This is a genomic window from Serratia sp. TSA_7, assembly GCF_052692135.1.
In genome coordinates, this window is the sequence record NZ_JBQZFU010000001.1 from 1135958 (window position 1) to 1153192 (window position 17235).

The 17235-nt window shown below is 53.7% G+C and carries 21 protein-coding genes; 12 read left to right on the plus strand and 9 right to left on the minus strand.

Annotated features, from left to right (window positions below):
* Positions 1 to 108: 108 nt before the first annotated feature.
* A complete protein-coding gene (locus ACUTQW_RS05465) occupies positions 109 to 555 on the plus strand; it encodes a MarR family winged helix-turn-helix transcriptional regulator (RefSeq protein ID WP_006325379.1) in 447 nt (148 codons plus the stop codon).
* Here the strand turns inward: ACUTQW_RS05465 and ACUTQW_RS05470 are convergent.
* Together ACUTQW_RS05470 and ACUTQW_RS05475 are read right to left on the minus strand one after the other, a co-directional pair.
* Positions 479 to 1639, minus strand: a complete 1161-nt coding sequence (locus ACUTQW_RS05470; protein WP_020439054.1) for an NAD(P)/FAD-dependent oxidoreductase — start codon at positions 1637 to 1639, stop codon at positions 479 to 481. The genes ACUTQW_RS05465 and ACUTQW_RS05470 overlap by 77 nt on opposite strands.
* A 58-nt stretch (positions 1640 to 1697) precedes the next feature.
* On the minus strand, positions 1698 to 2135 hold the full coding sequence (locus ACUTQW_RS05475) for a winged helix-turn-helix transcriptional regulator (RefSeq protein ID WP_004944553.1): 438 nt from the start codon (positions 2133 to 2135) through the stop codon (positions 1698 to 1700).
* A gap of 148 nt (positions 2136 to 2283) precedes the next feature.
* Here ACUTQW_RS05475 and ACUTQW_RS05480 point away from each other — a divergent pair, with 148 nt between their 5' ends.
* Genes ACUTQW_RS05480 through ACUTQW_RS05490 form a run of 3 tightly spaced genes read left to right on the plus strand, consistent with a single transcriptional unit; the run spans position 2284 to position 4321 of the window.
* Complete coding sequence (locus ACUTQW_RS05480) at positions 2284 to 3171, plus strand: SDR family NAD(P)-dependent oxidoreductase (protein WP_230554884.1); 888 nt, start codon at positions 2284 to 2286, stop codon at positions 3169 to 3171.
* Between the two features lie 59 nt (positions 3172 to 3230).
* Entirely contained in the window at positions 3231 to 3527 is a 297-nt protein-coding gene (locus ACUTQW_RS05485) for a YciI family protein (protein WP_004944558.1), read from the plus strand.
* A gap of 20 nt (positions 3528 to 3547) precedes the next feature.
* Positions 3548 to 4321: an SDR family NAD(P)-dependent oxidoreductase gene (locus ACUTQW_RS05490; protein WP_006325381.1), complete on the plus strand. Its 774-nt coding sequence runs from the start codon at positions 3548 to 3550 to the stop codon at positions 4319 to 4321.
* A gap of 92 nt (positions 4322 to 4413) precedes the next feature.
* Here the strand turns inward: ACUTQW_RS05490 and ACUTQW_RS05495 are convergent, their stop codons facing one another.
* A complete protein-coding gene (locus ACUTQW_RS05495) occupies positions 4414 to 4836 on the minus strand; it encodes a winged helix-turn-helix transcriptional regulator (RefSeq protein ID WP_020439055.1) in 423 nt (140 codons plus the stop codon).
* A 98-nt stretch (positions 4837 to 4934) separates the two neighbouring features.
* Between ACUTQW_RS05495 and ACUTQW_RS05500 the strand changes: the two genes are divergently transcribed.
* From ACUTQW_RS05500 to ACUTQW_RS05510, 3 genes are all read left to right on the plus strand, one after another.
* On the plus strand, positions 4935 to 5786 hold the full coding sequence (locus ACUTQW_RS05500) for an SDR family oxidoreductase (protein ID WP_006325383.1): 852 nt from the start codon (positions 4935 to 4937) through the stop codon (positions 5784 to 5786).
* 56 nt (positions 5787 to 5842) lie between these two features.
* A complete protein-coding gene (locus tag ACUTQW_RS05505) occupies positions 5843 to 6019 on the plus strand; it encodes a nitroreductase family protein (RefSeq protein ID WP_338009888.1) in 177 nt (58 codons plus the stop codon).
* A gap of 465 nt (positions 6020 to 6484) precedes the next feature.
* Positions 6485 to 6607 (plus strand): hypothetical protein, encoded by a 123-nt coding sequence (locus ACUTQW_RS05510; RefSeq protein WP_006325393.1) that lies wholly within the window; start codon positions 6485 to 6487, stop codon positions 6605 to 6607.
* 351 nt (positions 6608 to 6958) lie between these two features.
* On the opposite strand, the gene ACUTQW_RS05515 is transcribed toward ACUTQW_RS05510, so the two are convergent.
* The 3 genes from ACUTQW_RS05515 to ACUTQW_RS05525 form a co-directional block, all read right to left on the minus strand.
* The gene (locus ACUTQW_RS05515) at positions 6959 to 7567 is read right to left on the minus strand and encodes a class I SAM-dependent DNA methyltransferase (protein ID WP_235196189.1); all 609 of its coding nucleotides are present in this window, start codon (positions 7565 to 7567) and stop codon (positions 6959 to 6961) included.
* A gap of 182 nt (positions 7568 to 7749) precedes the next feature.
* Entirely contained in the window at positions 7750 to 8703 is a 954-nt protein-coding gene (locus ACUTQW_RS05520) for a 2-hydroxyacid dehydrogenase (RefSeq protein ID WP_235196190.1), read from the minus strand.
* Between the two features lie 120 nt (positions 8704 to 8823).
* Positions 8824 to 9837, minus strand: a complete 1014-nt coding sequence (locus ACUTQW_RS05525) for a LacI family DNA-binding transcriptional regulator (protein WP_235196211.1) — start codon at positions 9835 to 9837, stop codon at positions 8824 to 8826.
* A 345-nt stretch (positions 9838 to 10182) separates the two neighbouring features.
* On the opposite strand from ACUTQW_RS05525, the gene ACUTQW_RS05530 reads away from it, so the two are divergent.
* The 3 genes from ACUTQW_RS05530 (at position 10183) to ACUTQW_RS05540 (ending at position 13319) form a co-directional block, all read left to right on the plus strand.
* Positions 10183 to 11106 (plus strand): substrate-binding domain-containing protein, encoded by a 924-nt coding sequence (locus tag ACUTQW_RS05530; RefSeq protein WP_064798828.1) that lies wholly within the window; start codon positions 10183 to 10185, stop codon positions 11104 to 11106.
* Positions 11107 to 11188: 82 nt separating this feature from the next.
* Positions 11189 to 12367 carry a Gfo/Idh/MocA family protein gene (locus tag ACUTQW_RS05535; protein ID WP_006325413.1) on the plus strand — a complete coding sequence of 393 codons (1179 nt, stop codon included), beginning with the start codon at positions 11189 to 11191 and terminating at the stop codon, positions 12365 to 12367.
* Positions 12368 to 12377: 10 nt separating this feature from the next.
* Positions 12378 to 13319, plus strand: coding sequence for a sugar phosphate isomerase/epimerase family protein (locus ACUTQW_RS05540; protein ID WP_006325414.1), 942 nt, complete (start codon positions 12378 to 12380; stop codon positions 13317 to 13319).
* A 125-nt stretch (positions 13320 to 13444) separates the two neighbouring features.
* Here ACUTQW_RS05540 and ACUTQW_RS05545 read toward each other — a convergent pair whose 3' ends face one another.
* Positions 13445 to 14341, minus strand: a complete 897-nt coding sequence (locus ACUTQW_RS05545) for a LysR family transcriptional regulator (RefSeq protein ID WP_235196191.1) — start codon at positions 14339 to 14341, stop codon at positions 13445 to 13447.
* Positions 14342 to 14425: 84 nt separating this feature from the next.
* Here ACUTQW_RS05545 and ACUTQW_RS05550 point away from each other — a divergent pair, with 84 nt between their 5' ends.
* Positions 14426 to 15211: an NAD(P)H-dependent oxidoreductase gene (locus tag ACUTQW_RS05550; RefSeq protein WP_006325415.1), complete on the plus strand. Its 786-nt coding sequence runs from the start codon at positions 14426 to 14428 to the stop codon at positions 15209 to 15211.
* Positions 15212 to 15254: 43 nt separating this feature from the next.
* Here the strand turns inward: ACUTQW_RS05550 and ACUTQW_RS05555 are convergent, their stop codons facing one another.
* Positions 15255 to 15809, minus strand: a complete 555-nt coding sequence (locus ACUTQW_RS05555) for an NAD(P)H-dependent oxidoreductase (protein WP_037432925.1) — start codon at positions 15807 to 15809, stop codon at positions 15255 to 15257.
* A 105-nt stretch (positions 15810 to 15914) separates the two neighbouring features.
* On the opposite strand from ACUTQW_RS05555, the gene ACUTQW_RS05560 reads away from it, so the two are divergent.
* Entirely contained in the window at positions 15915 to 16283 is a 369-nt protein-coding gene (locus ACUTQW_RS05560) for a winged helix-turn-helix transcriptional regulator (RefSeq protein WP_004944639.1), read from the plus strand.
* Here the strand turns inward: ACUTQW_RS05560 and ACUTQW_RS05565 are convergent.
* A complete protein-coding gene (locus ACUTQW_RS05565) occupies positions 16264 to 17220 on the minus strand; it encodes a bifunctional helix-turn-helix transcriptional regulator/GNAT family N-acetyltransferase (RefSeq protein ID WP_037433956.1) in 957 nt (318 codons plus the stop codon). The genes ACUTQW_RS05560 and ACUTQW_RS05565 overlap by 20 nt on opposite strands.
* Positions 17221 to 17235 lie beyond the last annotated feature (15 nt).

Consider the following 17235-nt stretch of genomic DNA (forward strand, 5'->3'; position numbering starts at 1 on the left):
TGACTGAGCAAGACTTATTATCAATTGCAATTGCAACAATGGCGACGAGCATACTATCAGTGTAAAATACAATTGCAAATGCAATCGTATCTGGAAGGAAAATGCATCATGTCTTCAGGTGAACCCGATCTGTGGTTTTCTTATGTGCGATCTCATCGGCTGATGATCCGCGAAATTGAGCAGCGTTTGTCGCAGGCGGGGCTACCGCCATACGCCTGGTATGACACGCTGTGGGGACTGGAGAGCCACCCGCAAGGTTCACGCAGAATGCATGAGCTGGCGGATGTACTGGTGATCGAACGCTATAACCTGACCCGGTTGGTCGACCGGCTGGAAAAAGAGGGATTGGTGAGCCGCATTCGTTCGGCCGAGGACGGTCGGGCGGCGTTTGTGAGCATCACAGCGAAAGGGAAAGAGTTGCGCAAACGGATGTGGGCCATTTATCAGGCCACGGTGGCCGAGCTGTTCCTCAGGCAGTTTACTCCGGATCAACAGGCGGTATTTGCCACCGCGTTAGATAACGCTTCAGCGGCGGCGCGCCGCCTGCACGAATAGGGCTGTGCTTGGCTACATTGTGAACCGCTAAAGTGCCGCCTTGGCCAGAGAAAAAACGCGCCGGCCGATAGCTTTCAAGCATGTCCAGCGTCTTACCGGTGACCAACTCCTCACTTATCATTCTCCCCAAGGTGGCTGCGCAGGTCACTGCCGGATGCATCACCGCCACGTAAACGCCTGTTGCATCCCCCATGAATCCGATGACCGGGCATCCATCTTCCGGCACAGGCCGCAGCCCTACCGATTGGCTAAGCAATTGCGCCGACTCTGTGCCTTTTAAGGCGATTTTCATCGCCGCCAACGTGTCAGAGGCGATGTCATCGATTCCGCCTGTTGCCGGATAATCTTCGGCGGCTAAAATATCCCCGCTGCGGGTATGGCGGACTTCTATATCGTGGCCTGAAATCAGGGTATTAACTACGTGACCTGTCGCGCCGTACCGCAATAAAATGGCCGGCGAGGCCATGATCGGCAGCGGGGTACCAATGGCATCGAGCAGGGGCGATATGCCCGTTCCGCAAGCCAGGATGAGGCAATCCGCCTTCAATACGCCCTCTGGCGTCTCGATGCCGGTAATTTTGTTTCCCTCTCGGGTAAACCCGATTACCGCCGTCTGGGTTTTGAGCGTGGCCCCGAGGCTACAGGCTTTATCCAGCAGGACACGGGTGGCGTCTATAGGATCAACGGCCCCCTCTTGCTGTGCATAATAAGCCCGTTGCGGAGGGTTATTCAGCGCGGGTTCAAGCCGGGATATGCCCGGTTGCCGAAGCAAGCTATCGTCGGCCTGGCTCTCCAGTGAAAAATCGTCGTAACTGAGCGCCCCCGTCCAGTTAACCCAAAGTTCCGGGATCTCTTTTTCCAATCGATGCCAGTCCGCCACAGAGGCTCGGCGAAGCAATGCATCTGGCGCATCATCACTCACCGTAGTGTGTATCCAGCCAAAAGAGCTGCCGGTGGCCCCAGACGCCGGGTGGTTTTTATCGATAACGGTCACTTTTATTCCGCGGCTGGCCAGGTGATAGGCTATCGAAGCACCCATGATTCCCGCGCCTACAACAATCATGTGTTTTTCTGTGGCACACATGCCGAATCCCTCGTGTCACCGTTCGTTCAATAAAGAATTTTGCCAGCCTCGCAGGCTATCATTCCGGGAGCACCATCTGGATTGCGCGTGTGCCAATTTCTGCCCCGGTGACGGTATCAATCGCTATAGCGTTGATGTCAGTTCCCGCCTCGGCATCCAGCAGGCGGAGCAACTTGCCTTCGCCACGGTGCTTTCTCCCCCAGGCGCCAATCATGATAAGCACCGGCAGAAAGTCGCGGCCTGCCTCCGTCAAAATATACTCCTCGCGCAGCGGGCGCTCCGAATACTGCCGCTTCTCAAGCAGATTCTCTTCGGTCAACATCGCCAGCCGTTTGGTCAGCATGGTGGGGGCAATCCCCAGGCTTTTGCGGAACTGGTCGAAGCGCGTCATCCCGGAATTGGCATCACGCAGGATCAGCATCGTCCAGGCATCGGCAAGAAAAGCTACGCTGCGTGCGATGGGACAGATGTTTTCAGAATAGGAATTTGTGCTCATAATTTTCACCTCACTAACTACTGAAACGATACTATCACGCAGGCTTGCCTCAGCCGACTCCTTTTTAACTATCATTTTAGTATTGACTAACTACTAAAACGATACTAACTTAAAGCGGGTCATCACTGCGACCTGGCGGTGCCGGTACGTGCCAGCGGCACATTTATCCATCACTGATATCTCTATTGCCCTGCGGAATGTGAAACCACACCGCCTTTTGGAACAGATCACTATGAAAAAGACCGTCTTAATTACAGGTGCATCATCGGGGTTTGGGTTGATGCTCGCCAACAGCCTTCACCAGCAGGGCTTTACCGTTATCGGCACCAGCCGTGAACCCGAAAAATATGCGGCTAAAGTCCCGTTCAAGCTGCTGAAGTTGAATATTGACGACGACAGCTCAATTACTTCGTTTGTTTACGAATTATTCCAGTTCACTAAACAGTTGGATGTACTGGTCAATAATGCCGGTTATATGGTGACGGGCCTTGCCGAAGAAACGCCGATTGAGCTGGGCAGACAACAATTTGAAACCAACTTCTGGGGCACGGTGAAGCTGACCAATGCCTTGCTGCCTTATTTCAGAGCGCAAAAGCAGGGGCAAATCATTACGGTCAGTTCTATTGTTGGCCTGATCGGCCCACCAAACCTGTCTTATTACACGGCTTCCAAACACGCCGTTCAGGGCTATTTCAAATCTCTGCGCTTCGAGCTGGATCAATTCAATATCAAAGTCAGCATGGTCGAGCCGATGTGGTTTAAAACCAACCTGGCCCACAATGCCATTTCCGCAGAAGGCCGTGACATTGCCGACTACAGCACCTATCGCAAGCAGGCCATGGCCGCAACGCAGAAGGGCATTGATGAAGCCGAAGCGCCTGATGCGGTGATCAAAACCATTTCCGGCCTGATAACGGCGAAGAAACCGAAATTCAGCAATCCTGTGGGGAAAATGAGCAGAATAATCCTGTTCCTTCAGCACCACATGCCAAAAATCTTTGAAGGTGAAATTCTGAAAAGCGTGAAGTCTGCATAACAGAAATAATGTCTGCGACGTTTAAATGAAATTTAAATGACTTCAATGAGGGACTGACCATGAAATATTACCTGTGCAAATTTATACCGCCGCGAGCTAACTTCCTGACCACGATGTCTGCCGACGAACAAAAATGGATGCAGCAGCACGCTGACTTTTTGAACGAGCTGCTTGCCCAAGGCCTGATCGTGGCCCATGGCCCGGTGATTGATGAGAAGGGTGGCTATGGCGTCTCGCTCTACCAAATTACCGATGAACAGGATATCGCGGCCATTACAGCGGAAGACCCCATTGTGAAGAATGGGGTCGGCCACTACGAACATTACTCCATGCTACATTTGAAAGCCCGCGGCTAATACCCATCAGGAAAATAACGATGACAACTGCACTTATTACTGGCGCTTCAAGCGGCATTGGCGCTGTCTATGCGCGCCGCCTGGCCGCTCGTGGCCACGATCTGGTTCTTGTTGCACGCGCAACGGATCGTCTCAACGCATTAGCGGCTGAGTTGCGTGATGCGCACGGCGTTAACATTGAGGTGATTACGGCCGATCTGATTGATGGCGCCGAGCTTGAACCTGTTTTACAGCGGCTGCGAGCCGAGCCAGCGATTGATATTTTGGTGAATAACGCCGGGGCCGCCATGAACGGGGGATTCACGACGGCAGATCCGGCCGAGCTGTACCAGCTTCTGCGCCTTAATGTTCTTGCGCCAACCTTGCTTGCCTCCGCCGCCATTGCTGGAATGGTCGCACGCGGACAGGGTGCTATCGTTAATATCGCCTCCGTTTTGGCGCTTTTACCCGAATATGCACCGGGGATTTACGCCGCCACCAAATCCTATGTGTTGACGTTATCGCAAAGCCTGTCCGCCGAAGTGTCATCAAAAGGCGTCTACGTACAAGCTGTATTGCCGGCCGCCACGCGCACTGAAATTTACGAGCGGGCAGGTGGGGATATCAGCCAGGTGCCGGATGTGATGGAAGTCGAGGAGCTGGTGGATGCCGCATTGATCGGATTCGACCGCAAGGAGCTGGTGACCATCCCGCCGGTGCCGGAGGCCGCAACCTGGGAAGCCTTCGAACAGGCGCGTTGGGCACTGGCCAAAGGCTTCAGCAATTCTCAGCCGGCGAAACGTTATCGCCCGTGAGAGGGCGTTATCCCGTGACCAGACCTCGAAGGGCAAAGATTGCTCTTCGAGACCTGGAGCCGAAGGCTGAAAATTATCGGCCCCAAACCCTATCAGGCAACGGCATCAGGGCTATTGTGCGCCAGTGTTAGTGCCGCCAAATTGTTCTCGATCCAGTCCGCTAAATCCCGAACTTTGGCCGCAGCTTCTTTTCCAAGTGGCGTGAGCGTGTATTCTACGCGTAGCGGGACGATGTTGTAGTCATAGCGGTTAATCATGCCGTCTTTCTCTAATAACTGCAGAGTTTGAGCCAGCATTCGCTCGCTGACTCCTCCGATCCTGCGGCGAATTTCACTGAACCTCAGTGTCCCGGGCAGCAACGCGATCAGAATAAGTACCCCCCAGCGGCTGGTAAGATGGCTCAAGATTTCGCGTGAAGGACAGGCCGCGGCCATTACGTCGCCGCGCAACATTTTTTCGGATAAAGGTTCAACTACGGAGTTGGTCATGGGGCCTCTTTGGACAGGTGAAATCATGCATCACTTACCTTTTTGTACGTACTTACTATAAGTTAGTATCTGGTCTATAGTCGAGTCGTGATTAACCGCACAATCAAATTTCAAGGAGTTATGCCATGACTATTGCCATCACCGGCGCCACAGGTCAGTTAGGCCGTATCGTTATTGATAAGCTTAAACAGAAAGTGGCGGCCAGCGACATCGTTGCTTTGGTACGCACCCCGGAAAAGGCGCAATCGCTAGGGGTTAGCGTACGTGCTGCCGACTATGCGCAGCCTGACACGCTCGACGCTGCACTGGCCGGTATCGACAGCCTTTTGCTGATCTCTTCAAGTGAAGTCGGCCAACGCGTCGCCCAGCACGCCAATGTGATCGCCGCCGCGAAGAAAGCAGGCGTGAAACACATTGTCTACACAAGCCTGCTCCATGCAGACGTCTCGCCTTTGAACCTGGCCGGTGAACATCTTGCAACGGAGACCGCGATTAAGGCCTCCGGCCTTTCCTACACGATCATGCGCAACGGTTGGTACACCGAAAACTACACCGGTTCCGTTGGCGCAGCACTGGCCAATGGCGCTTTTATAGGAAGCGCCGGTGAAGGCCGGATTTCATCGGCCAGCCGTGAAGATTTCGCAGAAGCGGCAGTGGCGATTTTGAGCAGTGCCGGCCACGTGAATGTGACCTACGAATTGGCGGGCGACACTGCATGGACACTGAAAGATCTGGCAGACGAGGTATCCCGCCAGACGGGCAAGGACATCGCTTACCATAACCTTCCTGAAGCCGAGTATGCGGCGGCACTGCATAGCTTTGGCCTGCCGGCAGGGCTCGCCGATGCGATCGCATCTTGGGATGTGGGCGCTTCGCAGGGTGCGCTATTCGATGCAGGTGGTACATTATCCAGGCTTATCGGCCGCCCGACGACCCCGCTGGCAACCAGCGTTGAACAGGCTCTGAAGGCGAGCTGATTTTTCGGAACTAGCCTGGCATGGCGAGCCGTTGCCTCTTGAACAAGGGCCCGCGCATGCCAGGCTGGTACCAGGATCAGCCCCCGGCGCCAAATGATTTGATCCTTCAGCGCGATGAAGCTGTGCGCTCTGCATCACTCGCAGCAATGACGTTGATGCTGGCTGCACAGGGAATGGGGCTGGGTTCGTGCCCAATGGTTGGATTTAACCCGCAGGAGCCAGGGGGCCAATAAGAGCATTTAGTGACAATGTCACTAAATTATGTTAAATAGCAGGCTAGATAACCAAGTGAATGACGCGGATGATATTCTGGTATTTCACCTGAACACGTTGAAATCGCCCTTGAGGCTTTTGGCATACTTTATGGGGAGAAGCTGGCCAAAAGCCGTCAGAATTCTGCGAGCTACGGCGAAAAACCCAGGGCATTAAAGAATGCCAATAGTTACAGTGAGGAAGTGCCGAGGTATCGGCTGATTTAGGGGGAATTAACGGTGCGTTTTGGCGAAATCTGCAAGGTTATGGCAGCCAGTTAATTTCAGATTTCACGTAGCGCGATCAAAAAAGAAGGGCCTTTTGACCGATTCCACCGGTTTCATGCCCGTGCTTCAATCACTGGAGGCCCAGCTCCATCTGCAGGCGACGCGTAACAATGCAAATATCGTTGACGAATTACTGCATGACGATTTTGAAGAAACCAGTTGCTTGGACAACACTATGACAAAAACGGTAAACAGTTGCCGCGCTGGAAAATGGAAACTGACCATCCGCATATTTTCACCGAAGGGTTCAATCTGGCGATGATTGCCGAAGGCGTCGCATAAAAGTTTTCAATGTGATGCAGGTGGCAAGGTTGTTCGTCGTACAGAGCGTTCGTCGATTGTTGCTATTGTCGCCAGAAAACGGTGGTCGTTGGCAGATGCGTTTTCACCAGGGCACGGCGATCGATGATTGAGAACGGAATGTTTAAACTGAGACATAGGCAATGATGTGCCTAAGCAAATTCTGCGAAAGAAGCTGGCAGAGACTGAAGGTGAGGAGAGTTAGAGTCTAAAGGGATAGCCCGGTGCGTATCCATTAATGTAATTTAACATAATATACATTATGCGCACCTAGGTAAGGATACGTAGATTCTGAGGTTTTGGCCTTCGTCATGACCTTACCCGCATCTCGCCTCAGATCGTGCTTTGCGCTAGCCATACTGTTCTTCCTCCGCATTCAGGATCTTCGAAAACCATCTTCACAACGCGAAAGCCATTTTCATGCAGCAACTTCCGATACTCTGCCGGCGCCAGGCTCGAATGATACAATGCCTCGCCTTCAAATGTGCCAATCGCTTCGCCATCACTTGTGCCACTGGTAAACATCAATGCTGCTTTGCTGCCAGCATGCTTGCGGAAAACGTTGAACATCTGACGTTGGTCATTACGAGTAAGATGAAAAAAACTGTCCCAGGCAATCAGCCCGCCAAAGGTTTCATCCAGTGCCAATTCTCGCATATCTGCCACTCGCCACTGCTGATGCGGAAATGTCTTCAAGCATGAGTCGATCATTGATCCTGAGCTATCAATCCCCAGTACGCCAAAACCTTGTCGAATGAAATATTCGGCGATCGGCGTTCCATTACCGCAACCGATATCCAGAAGCCTTGTATTTGTCGGTACCAAATTCAGAAATCTGTCCAACCAGGGGCGTTCAAACAGATCGGTTGTCCGCAACCTTTTCCAGGCTTCGGCATGCTGTTCGTATAGAGTGATGATCTTCGCGGCCGCAGAATGTGTCATTTGCCCTCTTCTTTTTGATCGCGCTACGTGAAATCTGATAAAAGTTGGCATACTTGGGCTTACAGAATGCGTCAATAATTAGTATTCAACACGTCACCTTTTGCTCTTTCAGCCATTTTTGGCCTGCAGATTTCACCAAAATACGTCGTTTAGATGCCGCAAATTAACACGCATGGCCCTCATTAAGTGACATTGTCACCCAGAGTCACCTGCGTAAGCAACGGTTCTGCCAGGAAATGTGCCGACAGATTATCAATAACCAGCTGAACCGTTGCGGCGATGGCCTCGGGAGAGCGCCCGGCGATATGCGGCGTTAAAATAACGTTGGTCAACCGCGCAAGTTCCGGCGGTACGGCTGGTTCGCCCTCTACCACATCAAGAGCCGCACCGGCGATGCGTTGACGTTGCAGGGCGTTGATAAGCGCCGGGGTATCCACCACGCTACCGCGCGCAATGTTGATCAAAAAGCCGTTTGGGCCCAGAGCGTCAAGCACCTCCGCGTTAACAATGTGGCTGGTTTGCCTGCCGCCAGGGGTTGCGATCACCATAAAATCGGCCCATTCGGCCAGGGCAACCGGGCTTGCACAATAGTGATAAGGCGTGCCGTTACGCGGCTGGCGGTTGTGGTAAGCCACGGGCATCTCAAAACCCTTGGCCCCGCGCTGGGCAATCTGCATGCCGATATTACCGAGGCCGAGGATCCCCAGTTTTTTGCCGAAAACCATCGGGCGCGGTTGCCGTGCTTGCTTCCATTCCCCCCGGCGAACGGCTGCATCGGCCTGCGGGATCCCGCGGGCAATCGCCATCAGCAACGTTAACGCGTGGTCGGCAACCGAGGCATCATTGGTGCCAGGGCCATGCGTCACGACAATACCCCGCGCCTGTGCGGCCGTAAGGTCGATATTTTCGTAGCCCGCACCGAGTGCGCAGATGATTTCAAGCGCCGGCAGCGCGGATATCTCGTTTGCGCTGAGCCCAATGGAACCGTTGGTCAGTACCGCCTGTACATCGACCCTTGGCTTTTGCGCCGTCCATGCCGCTACAGAGCTGGCGGCATGGACGCTAAAACCAGCCTGTTCGAGGCAGGCATGATGTTCGTGCGCAAGTTCAACCAGTATCAGAAGATGGCGTTTCATAGAAAATGTTCCGGCGGCAAGAAAGGCTATCGTCAGAATACCGCGACGGTGCCCGGACCTTAAGCCGGAAAGTGCTGATTACGAATCTGCGCCTCGGTTCGCTGTGTTGAATGGCCACCCTTAGCTTGGCGTAAGCACTTTTTTCAGGTGTGACGCCCTTATGCGCAATTCTCCCTGACGCCACTCGCCTTCTGGCATGGCGCGTTCATCGATAAGGCGATTCAGCGCTTCCGCGATAAGACGATCAAGCCGCTGGCTGTAACTGGTCAACGCCCAGCCTGGCGCACAGGCCTCGTCGATATCGTCAAAACCCACTACGGCGATTGCGGTTAACGGATCTTGCCTTAAGGCTTCGAGAGCGCCCAACGCGAGGACATCGTTTTCGCAAAATAGCGCATCGACCTGTTCGTTAATTGGGGTTGAATGCATGTAATCGATCATCAGCTGAAAACTGCACTGCCGATCATAATGTCCGGCGGTTAATACCTGATCCAGGTGCAGACCCGCAGCCACCAGCGTGTCTCGGTATCCTTCCATTCGCAGCAAATGGCTGCTGAGGGTGTCAGGTCCTTTCATATAGCCAAATCGCTGATGCCCTTGAGCGATCAACAGGTTGGCGATCTCTCTACCAGCCTGATAACCGTCAATGTTAACAATATCAATGTGTTTCCCTTCGGTGTTGCGGCACACTTGCACCAGGGGGATCTGATGCAAGTCTTTCGCGATCGCAGACCATTCTTCCGTCAGCGATGTGCCCAGAAACAAGATGCCATCTACCTGCAACTGGTCGGCCATGGACATTGCCGCCCGGTAGTTCTCCCCGGCGGTAATGTTAAGCAAAAGTGCCATATACCCCCGTGCTTGCAGTTGTTTCGTCACCACATCGAGCATCATCATCGAATGCGGGTTTTTCAACTCATCAATTGCCACCCCAATAATGTGGGTCTTTTTTTGAGACAAACTGCGCGCCAGGAGATTGGGCCGATAGCCCAGTTCTGTGGCCGCAGCCAATACGCTTTCACGCGCCTGCTCCGAAATGGAAGCGCCGGGGATGAAAGCGCGCGATACCGTCCATTTCGATACCCCCGCCTTTTGGGCAACGTCGCTGGCGGTGGCTTTATGGCGTTTTATCATTGTTTTTGTCATATACCTGTGTCCGAAGGTTGAAAGGTGCATCCTGCATTTGAGCATGGCTTTCTCGATTGTTTTTATTTTTGCACCCGATTGCAATTGCTATTTGCAATCGGGTGCAAAAAGTAACAGTTTTGTGACAAACCGCGCCCTTTCCGCTTTTGCTCTATTGACCAAATGTTGACTCTGTATGAAATTTAACTCGCCGTTCAGGATGGTTCTAAGATATTCGCAGCTTTTTTTTACCCCTGATTGCACCCGGGTGCAGGGGTGGTGAAAAAACAGAACGCGACTGCGCCATTCACTGTGCTTTGCCATAACAACAACCTTCCCTTACAGGATACTACGATGAAAAAAACAAGACTGCTGTTGATGTTATTGAGCTCGATGTTGGCGTGTACCGCTCAAGCAAAAACCAACCAGGTCGGCGTAGCTCTGGCTAATTTCGATTTAAATTTTATTTCGATATTACGGACTCAAATGGCCCAGGAGCTGGAAGCGCAGAAACTGAAAGGACAATTTTCTGATGCCAAAGGTGATGTGGCTTTACAGGTACAGCAAGTCGACGACCTAATCAATCAAGGAGTCGACGCCATCATTCTCAACCCTGTAGATACGCAAGGCGTTAAGTCGATGATCGTCGCCGCCAGACGCGCCAATATTCCCTTGATATTTGTAAACCGTAAACCGGAAGTGAAGCTGGAAGGCGCAACGGCTTACGTGGGTTCGGATGCGGCATTAAGCGGCACCCTCCAGATGGAAACGCTGGCGAAAAAAATGAACTACCGAGGTAATGTGGCAATACTCATGGGCGCCCTATCCAACGAAGAAACACGCGAGAGAACCCGGGCTGCGGAAGCTGTCATCGCCAAATACAAGGAAATGAAAGTGGTGGAAAAGCAAACGGCAAAATGGCAGCGCAACGAGGCTGTTGATGTGGTGTCCGGTTGGTTATTAAACGGCCTGCCTATTGACGCTATTGCCGCCAATAACGATGAAATGGCCATTGGCGCAATCATGGCGCTAAAGCAGGCCAAAAAGACCGGTGTTCTGGTTGCCGGTATTGATGGTACGCCCGACGGCCTGCAATTCATCAAGAATGGTGAAATGGCCGTCACCATTTTCCAGGATGCCAAAGCCCAGGCGACAGGTGCGGTAAAAGTGACAAAGGCTATGTTGGATCACGAAAAAACAGAGGCGTATAACTGGGTGCCTTACGAGATCGTCACCAAAGAAAATTTCCAAAAATTCGCACAGATTAGTCAGAAATAACTCCCGCACCAAAAGCATCAAACGTCCGTTTTTTTAACCTGCACTGCACCCGGGTGCAATAATGATAATTCAAGGAATCAATATGTTAAACGGTGAAAAAAGTATTACCCGCCCCCTGCGTTGGGCCATGATCGGCGGTGGCCGCCTCAGCCAGGTCGGTTACAAGCATCGTTCAGGCGCTCTACGCGATAACACCGCCTATCAACTTGTTGCCTGCGCCTTTGACATTGACGCGGCACGCGGGCGTGATTTTGGCGTCAATCTGGGTGTGCCTTCCGAACGCTGTTATGACAACTACCAGCAACTGCTGACAGAAGAAGCCAAAAGAATCGATGGTATTGAGGTAGTGACCATCGCAACGCCCAATGGAACCCATTATGAAATTACCCGGGCGGCACTGAATGCCGGCATCCACGTTATCTGTGAAAAACCCTTGTTCTTCACCACTGCGGAGGCGAAAGAAATCAAAGCGTTGGCGGAAGAAAAAGGGCTCATCGTCGGGGTTACCTACGGGTTCTCCGGCCACCCTTTGCTGATGCAGATGCGGGCAATGATCGCCAAAGGCGACATTGGCGACGTGCGCATGGTTGAGCTGCAGTACACCCATGGTTTCAGCGCGAACGAAAGTGCGGACAAGTTCAGCGACGCGCAGAAATGGCGTATTGACCCCAAAATTGCCGGCCCATCCTTTGTGCTGGGCGATATTTCCACCCACACCTTTTACATTTCGCAGTTGGTTTTGCCCGAGATGAAAATCAAGTCCCTGTTATGTGATCGGCAGAGTTTCATCCCCTCCCGCGCCCCTCTTGAAGATAATGCCATGGTGCTTATGCATTATGAAAACGGAGCCGTCGGCCGCATGTGGGCATCGTCTATCAATGCGGGCTCAATGGACAGCCAAAGCATTCGCATCGTGGGGTCGCTGGCCAGCCTGGAATGGAGCGATTACAACCCCGGCGAATTGAAATACGAGGTCCAGGGGCAACCCAACCAAACGCTGCATCATGGCATGCCGTATCTGGATGAAAGCGCGCTGGCTGATGAAAGGCTCGGCGCTCTTCATACCGAGGGGCTGGCAGAATCCTGGGCCAACATCTACCTCAAATTCGCTATCGCCATCAGCGCCAGCCAGCGTGGCGACCGGCAAACGCTGGATTCGCTGATCTATCCGGACATCAACGCCGGGCTGGAAGGCGTGCGTTGGATTGAAAACTGTGTTCGTTCTGCCGATAACGGCGCCACCTGGGTTAACTACGAATAAGGAAATAACCATGAGACTTTCATTCTGTACCGACAGCCTTGGCCATCTGCCCTTTGAGCAAATGCTGGACAGGTTGCTGGAGTTGGGTGTGCACGGTGTCGAGATGACCACCGGGGGATGGTCTTCCGCCCCGCATATGCAGACCGACGAACTGTTGGCCAACCCTGCCAAACGCCAGTATCTGCTCCAGGCATTGGCCAGTCGCGGCATGGAGATTGCTGCACTTAATGTTTCCGGCAATCCCCTAGACCCTGGCGAACTGGGGCAGCGTCATAAAAGCGACACCGATAAAGCGCTGGAACTTGCCGGCCTGCTGGGCGTAAAAAAGATCGTTATGATGAGCGGTCTGCCGCCGGCGAGTCCTCATGATACGATCCCGAATTGGATCACTTATACCGTCAGTTGGCCACCTACGCTGAAAAACTGCCTGGATTACCAATGGAATGAGGTGGCTATCCCCTATTGGCAAGGGCTTGTACGCCGGGCCAAGGAAAGCGGTGTCGAACGATTTGCTTTGGAGAACTTCAGCTCAATGCTGGTTTGGAACCCAGAAACGCTGTTCCGGCTACGTGATGCCGTCGGCCCGATGGTGGGTCTGAACCTCGACCCCAGTCACCTGATCTGGATGGGGGCGGATCCCATCGCGGCGGCGCGTGCCCTCGGCCCTGCCATCCATCACGTACATGGTAAGGATGTCAGGCTGGAACGAGGACTGGTTGATGTTAACGGGCTACTGGAAACCAAGCCGGTGGAAGATGTTGCCAACCGGGCCTGGAACTACGTAGCCGTCGGTTGTGGGCAGGATCTGCAATGGTGGAAAGAGTTCTTCTCCGTCGTGCGCATGATGGGTTACAACGACTGGGTATCGCTTGAAATGGAAGATTTAACCATGTCGGTGGACGCGGGCGTAACCTCGTCCATTCTTGCCCTGCAACAAACTATCAGCAAATAAACATCATGCTTGATAAAGAGCAGTGGCGGCATATCTGTTTGCTTTATGTAGCCACTGCTATTTTTTGATATCAACGCGCTATTGATATTCAAAGTTGGATTTACCCAGAAGCCGGCTGGCATCCGCTAGCTCACTGCCGCGACGATATGCTCACGCAGCCATTGATGCGCCGGATCGCGGTGCGACCGTTCATGCCACAGCATCGCCATCTCGAATCCGGGGACCTCGATAGGTGCTTCAACCACCTGTAGCGCCCTGTTATTGCGCACCAGCCGCCAAGGCAGCATGGCCACCAGATCGGAGCTGGCCAGAACAGACATGATGAACAAGAAATGAGGAACCGAGAGCACCACCCGGCGCTGCAGGCCAGCCTCCGACAATACGCTGTCCGTATTGCCGAAAAATCCCCCGCCGTCCGGCGATACCACCACGTGCTCCAGCCGGCAGAACTGTTCCAACGTAGGGGTTACCGCCAGTTGAGGATGACCGGTGCGGCCTGCCAGGACGTAACGTTCGCTAAACAGGGGGCGCCGCCGCAGATTCTCTGGCGCCCCTTCATGAGTATGAAAAGCAAGATCAATTTCCCCTTGCTCCGCCTGCCGGGCGAGGCGAGCGGGCACGGCTTCAAACACCGCCAACCGGGTGCCCGGAGCCACAGAACGCAGGCCAATCAAGGCGGGCAAGACGATGGTCGACTCACCATAGTCTGAGGCGGCCACTCGCCAGGTATTGCCGGCGCTGGCGGGATCAAAAGGGCTCGCGGGCGCCACGGCTTGCTCCAGCGCCTCAAGCGCCTGCCGCAAAGGCTCGCGTAACGCCTCGGCACGCGCGGTCGGCCGCATGCCTCGTGGCCCCGGCAGCAACAGAGGGTCGCCAAAAATCTCTCTCAGCTTGGCGAGATGCACGCTAACCGAGGGCTGCGAGAAATTAAGGCGTTGCGCCGCTCGCGTCACATTATGTTCGGCGAGCAAGGCATCCAGCGTCACCAGCAAATTGAGATCCAGCCGTCTGAGATTAGTCATGGTAATACCTGGAATATTAGAAATTCATTTCTACTATACCTGACAAAAACCTACCCTGCTTTTATCTTGCAACGGAGGTCTACCATGAATGTTCTTCTGGTCTACGCACACCCAGAACCGCAATCGCTGAACGGTTCGCTGAGGGATTTTTCAATCAAGCGGTTGGAGGATGCCGGGCATACCGTCCAGGTATCCGATCTTTACGCCATGCAGTGGAAAGCCGTGCTGGACGCGGATGACAGCACAGCAACACAAACGGGCGAGCGGTTCGATCCTGTACGCGACTCCCAACGTGCATTTGCCGATGGGCTGCAAAGCAAAGACATTGAACTCGAACAGCAAAAGCTGCTGTGGGCCGATGCGGTGATCCTGCAATTCCCGCTGTGGTGGTTCTCGATGCCGGCGATCCTCAAAGGCTGGGTTGAGCGGGTTTACGCCTACGGTTTCGCCTATGGCGTGGGGGAACACTCCGATACCCACTGGGGCGATCGTTATGGTGAAGGCACGCTGGCCGGCAAGCGCGCCATGCTGATGGTCACCGCCGGCGGTTGGGAAACGCATTACGGCCCGCGGGGTATCAACGGACCTATGGATGATATTTTATTCCCGATCCAGCATGGGATTTTGCATTACCCCGGTTTTGACGTACTGCCGCCGTTCGTGATCTACCGAACCGACAAGATAGACCCGGCGCGATTTGCCACGGCCTGTGAGGTACTCGGGCAACGTTTGGACAGCCTGTGGGATACCCCGCCTATTCCGTTCCGGCGGCAAAATGCCGGGGAATACCATATTCCCGAGCTGTCCCTGAAAGAGCATATCGCGCCAGGCCGCTCGGGGTTCACCGTGCATAGCAGCGATAATCAATAACTCTACCGCGCGCGCCATTTAATACGGCGCGCGCGGCACAGGGCTAGTTCAGATTGGCGATAAAGGCTCGATACTCTGACGCGCTGCGTTCAATATCATGATGATTTAAGGGTTCAACTTCGGCGTCCGGGGTATTTTCCTTGCCGTAGAATGCATGGAATGAGCCGTATTTTGCCCGCACATAGTTAACCGTGATTTCAAAAGGCCGCAAAATTTCATCCAGTGAGTACTTATATCTGCCCTCCTGCGAGTACCCCTTCGCGCTGATCCCCGCCGTGACGGCCAGTGCCACCTTGCGATCTTTCATCTTATAACCGCTGCTTGAACCATAGGCCCAGCCATAGGTCAGTACATCATCCAGCCACTTCTTCAGGAGCGGCGGCGAACTGAACCAGAATACCGGAAACTGCAGAACGATTTTTTCATGTTGTTCAATCAGTTGTTGCTCTTTTTCGACATCGAACCGCCAGTCTGGATAGGCTTTATATAATTCATGAATGGTATAAAGATCGGGATATTTCCTCAGCTCGGTCAGCCAGGCTTTATTTATCATCGAATTTTCGATATCAGGATGAGCGACCACCACCAGCGTTTTCATTCAGACTTCCCCTTTCAATGAGTTCACCGGGGCATCATATGCTATGCTTTATTAATGTAAAATACGCACACTGACTACATATACTAACCTTTAGGAAAGTATCAAATGAACGTTGAAGATATCTGCAGCCCAACGGGCATCGACCTCGAACAGACCGGATATGGCTATACGCTGTCGGTGATCAGCGGGAAATACAAAATGATTATTATGTACTGGTTGGCGCAATATAAACCGGTATTACGCTTCAACGAATTGCAGCGCTGCATCGGCACCATTTCTTATAAAACGCTAAGCTCGACGTTAAAAGAGCTGGAAAGAGACGGCATCGTCATCAGAAAGGAATATCCGCAGATCCCGCCCAAGGTCGAATACAGCCTCTCGGAGCGTGGCCGCACGCTGATCCCGGTCATAGATATGATGTGTGCCTGGGGGGAAACTCACCGCGCTGAAGCGCTCAGCCCTGCGGACGAATAAATAATTGTTCGGTCATCGGTTGGCCCCACTGTTCACCCTGCTGCTCTTCTGCAAGGACAAAACCGACGCTTTCATACAGATGCCGGGCCGCATCCAGCCCTTTGAACGTCCACAGGTGCGTTTCACGGAATCCGCGTTCGTCGCAAAAGGCCACCGCCCGGTTCAGCAATTTCCGGCCCACGCCGCTGCCGCGCAGGCTGTCATCGATGATAAAGGCGCGCAGATGGGCGCGATTATCGCCCAGTGACTCGCCGTCGATGGAAACCGAACCGACAATTCGGCCGTCGCTGAGCGCAGACCAGGTCTCGTTCAGCGGATGAGACAGGCGCCCGGCGAGATCGGCCAACGCCACCCCTACCGTAGATTCAAAAAATGCGCCGAACCCAACCGTCCGCGAATAATACTGCATATGCATTTCCAGCGTTCTGGCGACAAAACCGGGGCGGTAACCACTGGCAATCTCTGCCTCAGGTACCGGCAACGCCCCGTCACCGACCCGGTGTGCGCGCAATGCGGCAGCATAGGTTTGCAGACCGGCGGCAATGCCGGCGCCGGCCGCCGCCGGCAGAGTGTCCAGCGCATTCAGCACCTGCCGTTCGGCAAAGCGATTAATCCCCGCCAAGGTTTGCCGCCCTTGTTCCGTCAGCCGCAGAATTTTCTCCCGCGCGTCGCGCTCGCTGGGTTGCGTAACCAGTTCCCCCGCCTTGATTAACTTGTTCAGCATGCGGCTGACGCTGGATTTTTCCAGATTGAGCACCGTACACAGCTGCGCGGCGGTATCAACCTGCCGATCGCCGATTTCGATCAACGCATGCACGGCGGAAGGCGGCAAATCTGTCCCTGCCAGAGTGCTGCCCATAAAACCCAGCTCGCGCACCAGATGGCGTGACGCATCCCTGATAGGCTGCAAATAAAGACGGCTCTCGGCGGTGGGCATCATAACGGCCTCTCC